Annotated in this window: 3 protein-coding genes; all 3 read right to left on the bottom strand. The window is 62.7% G+C overall.

The window, feature by feature from the left end; all coding sequences use genetic code 11:
* Nucleotides 1-113: 113 nt before the first annotated feature.
* Nucleotides 114-665 carry a hypothetical protein gene (locus tag ACW9JE_RS27720; protein WP_457434569.1) on the bottom strand — a complete coding sequence of 184 codons (552 nt, stop codon included), beginning with the start codon at nt 663-665 and terminating at the stop codon, nt 114-116.
* A 295-nt stretch (nt 666-960) separates the two neighbouring features.
* Entirely contained in the window at nt 961-3,321 is a 2,361-nt protein-coding gene (locus tag ACW9JE_RS27715) for a tetratricopeptide repeat protein (RefSeq protein WP_457434568.1), read from the bottom strand.
* 211 nt (nt 3,322-3,532) lie between these two features.
* Complete coding sequence (locus ACW9JE_RS27710) at nt 3,533-6,046, bottom strand: fused MFS/spermidine synthase (RefSeq protein ID WP_457434567.1); 2,514 nt, start codon at nt 6,044-6,046, stop codon at nt 3,533-3,535.
* Nucleotides 6,047-6,149 lie beyond the last annotated feature (103 nt).

The raw sequence follows: 6,149 nt of genomic DNA, 5'->3' as shown, positions 1-6,149 counted from the left end.
CCTGTAGGAGCGAGCTTGCTCGCGATGGTCGTCAACGATAACGCGGGAAGCCTGATGCCCCGTGGTGTTCTTGACTCCATCGCGAGCAAGCGCTCCTACAGGGGGTGCCGTTCTTAATTGATGCGAACCAGCGCCGCGCGATCGGCCGGCGACAGCTGATCGATTTCCAGCAGGGTCAGATTCTTCGGCGCTTCGCCAGCCAGCGGGCTGCCGAGGTTGCCGGCGGCATCTTCCGGCAGTTTGTACATGGCGCCGGTCATCGGGTCGACCACCAGCATGCCGATCAGGCCGCCAATCAGGATGTTGCCCCAGTACCAGCCGCTCATGCTGGTATCCAGCGTGGTGCTGGTGTCGGCGTAACCGTCTTTCTTGAAGGTGATGGTGTAGGTTTCGCCTTTGAAGTAACCACGGCCTGATGGCAGCGTCACCGTGTTGGGCGTGGAACCGTTGTGAACAACGATGCCTTGTTTGTTCTGGATGGTGAAGTTGGCACCGCTCGGAGTGCTCGATACGTTCACCGGGTATTTGCTGTCGCCGACGATGCTGGCGCAGCCGGACATCAGGAGGGTGGTGGTCAGGGCAGAGAGGGTGAAAAACTTGCGCAGGGATTGCATTGTTGATCCTTGGTACAGGGTTTTGCCGTCATTGGCCGAGGCGGGCGTCATGCAGACCTCGTTTGAAGCGGGGGGGGGGGGAAGCGACGTGAACTTTACCACTGATGGCGCAGTGATATCACGTAAAATCGAATGGATAGGATGGTCTTTTGAACGGGCGATGGGGCAATGTGGCGAGGGGGCTTGCCCCCGTTCGGCTGCGCAGCAGTCGCAAATTCTGCCAAATGCGGTGTGCCTGAAAGATCTCGATGGCAGGTTTTGGGGCCGCTTCGCGGCCCAACGGGGGCAAGCCCCCTCGCCACAGGTTTATGTCATTCAGGAATGATGTGGTGGGTACATCACCCTGTCACTTCAAGGCCGGGTCCCCCATGTTCATTTTCTTCCAGCCCTGCAACAGCACCTGGGCCTTGGGCTCCTGGCCGTTGTTGAGGTAGTACTGGATCAGCGCCAGGCGGGCGTTGCGGTTGGTGGGGTCGAGTTTCAACAGGCGTTCGAGCTCTGCGCAGGCTTCATCGACCTTGCCGCTGTCATGCAGCGCCACTGCCAGCACGTAAGCGTATTGCGCGGTCTGAGGTTCGAGTTGCGCGGCCTTGTGCAGGTAGGGCATGGCTTGGGCGGTCTGGCCGGCGCGTACCAGCGCCAGGCCTTGGGTGTGTTGCAAGAGGGCGGCGTCGGGGTGTTCTTTCAGGCTTTGCGCCAGCAGCGTTTGCGCCTCCTGATTGCGGCTATTGCCCTCCAGCCACTGCACCAGCGTCACCAGCGCCGGGTAGAAGTCCGGATCCCGTAGCAGCGCCGAGCGCAGCAGGCCTTCCACCTCGCCATTGCGTCCACTGGCCTGATACAGCAACGCCAGATTGAGATTGGCTTCCGCGCGCTCGAGCAGGCTTTTCTGCACCTCCTCGTACTCGGCGATGGCACTGTTCCAGCTTCCTTGCGCAGCGCCCAGGCCATTGCGAGCCACGCTGAGCAAATCCCGCGCCGCGGCGATGCGCACGGCTTTCACCGGATCGTTCAGCAACGGTGCCAGCAACTGTGCCCGATCCGGCGGCGGCAGGAAGGCGCTGACCGCATGCACGGCACTTTCACGCACCTGCGGTGCCGGATTGTTCAGGTCTTTGCTGGCCAGTTTCAGCGCCTGTTCGCTGGGGTAGGCGGGCAACTCCGCCAGCAAGGTCGCCCGCTGAATCGCCGGCAGATTACTACGCTGCAATTGTTCGAACAGCGCCTGCGCCGCGCCCGCCTGACCATTGCGAATCAGCCACAGGCTCTCGTCGTAACGCGGGGCTTGCGGCGCATTCTCAGCGCTCCACAATTTGAACTGCTCGGTGACCTTGTCACCGGCCTTGCCCTGGTGACAGGTCAGGCAAGCATCCGGGGTGCCGAGCTTCTGCGCACGTTCAGGGTTGGGGATGCTGAAACTGTGATCATGCCGGAAGTCATTGCCCATGTAGAACTTGCCCGGCATGTGGCAATCGACACACTGCGAGCCCGGCTGGCCCATGGTGTGACGGGTGTGTTCGACCGAATCGTAGTTCTTCGCTTGCAGGCCTTTGCCATCGACCCCTTCGACCGAAGTCTTGCCCGCCGTGTTGTGGCATTGCAGGCAGACACCGTTGCCCGGCGCCTTGAGCTGTTCGCTGTGGGGGTTGTGGCAATTGCTGCACCGCACGCCCTTGTCGAACATTTTGCTCTGGGCGAAAGAACCGTGCTCGAACACCTCGTCCTTGATCTTGCCGTCCAGCGCGTACAACTCGCGGGTCAGTACGCTGGGCAGATAATCGTCCATCAGACGCTTGCCGACGGTGTAGCCATCGCCCAATGGCGCGCGACGGGCGTGGCAACGGGCGCAGGTTTCGATCTCGACCGTGGCGTTCTTGTCCTTGAGGTCGACGGCGAATCCGGCGTGGATCAGGTCGGTCTTTTTCTCGGTCCACTGCAAGTGGTTGGATGCAGGGCCGTGGCAGGCCTGGCAACCAACGCCGAGGCTGTTCCACTGACTGTCGAAGGTGTTTTTCGCCGCATCGAAATTGCGCTTGTAGCCGGTGGTGTGGCACTCGACGCACATGAAGTTGGCGTTCTGGCTCGGTTTGCTCCAGTGCAGCGGGTCCTTGAAGGTCACGCCCTGGCCTGGATAGAGGTGGAACCAGCGGTTCTTCTCGGTATCCCAGGCCACGCCTAGCGCCTGCAGGCGGCCATCGCCGACCTCGATCAGGTATTGCTGCAACGGCGCGATGCCGAAGGTATAGGCGACCTTGAAGTCGGCATTCTTGCCGTCGATGCCCGGGGTGTTGACCCAGAAGCCATCGTCCTTGCGCGAGAATCGGGTGGTTTCGTTATCCGCCTTGAAGGTGACGTTGTTGAAATCGCCGAGCATGGTCTCGGCGCTGGCCGCCTGCATCGCCAGTTGGTGGTGCGAGCCTTGCCAGTCCTTGACCTGGGCGCTGTGGCAGCCCTGGCATTGCTGTTCGTCGACCATGGTGGCCGGCGCCATGGCGACAGGCTGCGGTTTGACCGGTTGTTGTACGGCGGGCTTGCTGACCGGCGCATAGGTGACAACCGGAACCGGCTTGCTGCCGAACAGAAACCAGCCGATACCCACCACCGCCAGCAGCAGGACGCCGATGATGACGGGAAACAGGTAGCGGTTGATCGGGGTCGGTGGCGAATCGGGCTTTGCGGTTTGTGTTTTGTTTTTATCTGTCGGCATTACGACTTCCGTAGTCCAGGTTCGCGTTCAGGCTGGTTCAGCTTTGCCGGATGGTCAGTGTCTGTCAAATGTATGGAAGTAAATGCGGTCCCCCTGTGGGAGCGGCGGTGCGACGATTCGACTTGCTCGCGAAGAGGCCCGCACAATCAGCATTGATGGTGACTGACACACCGCCTTCGCGAGCAAGCCCGCTCCCACATTTTGATCTTCCTCATTCCTCAACAAACCACCGGTAATACGGATTCCCCCCATCACCCCGCATCACCTCGCGGATATCCCGCCCCCACGCATCGCGGTCCCCATCGTAGGCATGCAGGCTGGCCCGATAGAACTGCATCAGCCGTTGCCGATGAATGTCCATGCGCTCGGTGAAAGCCGCATCGGCATTGAGCAGCGGCGGCGCGATATGCAGGTCCAGTAATGCCGGCAGCACCCGGGTGATTTCCTTGGCACGCACCCACGGCGCGTATTCGATGCGCGGTTGATCGTCGGTCACCGTTGGCGCGTCGGCGGCGAAGCGTTCGAGACCTTCACGATCGGTCACCCAGGTGGCGAGCAGGGCCGGCGCCGAACCGATGCCGACATCCTGCAAGGTGCCGCGCACGCTGTCCTGCTGGAACCGTGCGCCGATCTTCGCGGCATCCAGTTCGATCGGCTCCAGCGATCCCACCAGCAGCATCTCGTGGAACTCGCTGGTCCAGACATTGGCGTAGGGGAATACGTCGAGGAAGCTGCGCACCAGCGAGCGCGAATCGTCGATGTTCTGCGTCGGCAGCGGCAGCCACTGCGCCACCAGGCCCTGTTTCTGCAAGCGGCTGGCGGCCAGTTGGTAGAAATCCCGGGAATACAGATTGACCACCCCAGCGGCGGAAGGCGGTGGGGGTTCGAGGGTGATCAGGTCATAGCGCTGGGGATTGCGCAGCAGTTCCTGGCGACCGTCCCGCAGGCGCACGTCGACGCCCGGGTCGGCGGCAGCATTGAAATTGCCCTTGAACAGCGGCGCGGCCTTGACCACCGACGGCAGCAGTTCGGCGACCACGCGATGTTCCAGCCCCGGATAGCGGGTCAGGGCGCCGGCGGTGATGCCGGTGCCGAAGCCGATCACCAGTGCCGAGCGCGGTTCGCCGTTATGGATCAACAGCGGCAGCAACGCCTGAATTCGCATGTAGCGCAGCGACGGCATCGCGTCGCCGGTGTTGGACACGCCCTGGATATACAGACGCTGGAAGGTTTTCTGGCCCTTGCCCTGACTGACCACGGCGACCGTGCCGCCGCGTCCTTCTTCATAAAAAGTGATATTGCCGTTGCGGGCGCCCGGCAACAGGCTGGCGAGTTTGCCGACCGGGGTAAATACCGCGACAGCCACGGCGACCAGGCCGATAACGACCACCGCCTGCCGTCGACCTTTACTGACACCATGGCCCTTGCGCACAGCAAAGTAACCAATCGCGGCGGCGATGATCGCCAGCAAACCCAAAGTGCGCACCAGCCCCAGCAGCGGAATCAGCACAAAGCCGCAGAGCATCACGCCGATGATCCCGCCCAGGGTGTTGAACGCCACCACTTCGCCGACATTCCGCCCGACATGCTCGCGGCCAACGCTCAAGCGCAAAGCCACGGGAAACGCCGCACCCAGCAGCAGGGTGGGTATGAACACGATGCTCAACGCCGCCACCGAAAAACGCGCACTCATGCCCACCAGTTTGCTGGCACCCATCGACAGGACCCAGGCCTCGACGACGCTTTGCGCCAGCACCAGCCAGCGTCCCAGCAGGGCGATTTCCAGCAGCGCGATCAACCCGGCGCCGGCAATCAACAAACCGAACACGCCCCAGGGATCGCGCAGGCGATCGACCCGACGGGCAAGCAGAAGGCTGCCGAGAAACAGCCCGGTGAGATAGGTCGCCAGCACCACGGCAAAGGCGTAGGTGCGGGTACTCATGAACTGCACGATCGATTGCGACCAGACCACTTCGTAACCCAGGGCCACCCCGCCGGCAATCGCGTACAGCCACAGCGCCAGGCGATCCGGCGCCTTTTCCTCATGATGTTTGGCAGGTGCATCGCTCACCAACAGACTCTGGCGCTGAAACCAAAGGGCCCCGGCGGCGGCCAGCAAGTTGAGCATCGCCGCGAACAACGCACTGCCACGCACGCCCAGCGCGGCAATCAGCACGAACCCGGCGAGCAGGGTGCCGGCGATGGCCCCGGCGGTGTTCGCCGCATAGAGCTGGCCGCCGGCCTTGCCCAGTTGCTGCGGATCGCTGGCCAGCGAACGCACCAACACCGGCAGCGTGCCGCCCATCAGCACGGCGGGAAGCCCCACCAGCGCAAACGGCAGGACCCAGGCCAGCAGGCCCACATGTTCTTCCAGCCAGGCAAAGGGACTGGCCGCGAGGCTCATGGCGAAAGTCGCACCCACCCCGAGCACCGCCACCAGCACTTCCAGCCCGGCGTACAACAGCGCCGGTTGCTGCAAGCGGTCGGCCCAGCGCCCGAACCACAATCCACCCAACGCGAGGCCGGCAAAAAAAGCGCTGATCCCGGTGGTAATGGCGTACACCTCGACACCCACCACCAGCGACAGCTGCTTGATCCACAGCACCTGATACACCAGCGCGGCGGCGCCGGAAACGAACAGCAGCAGGGTGGGGATCAGCAGCGCCGGGGAGGTGGCGTGGTGGACGGGGATGGCCGACGACTTGCTGGCGACGCGTGAGGACATATGCCTGTTGCCTTGTTCCAGTTCAGATCCGTTGCGACTGTGCTGGCCCCATCGCGGGCAAGCCCGCTCCCACACTGGTTCTGCGGTACAACCAAGGCCTTGT

This window comes from Pseudomonas sp. SDO55104_S430, assembly GCF_054070595.1.
This window is presented reverse-complemented; position numbering and strand designations above follow the sequence as displayed.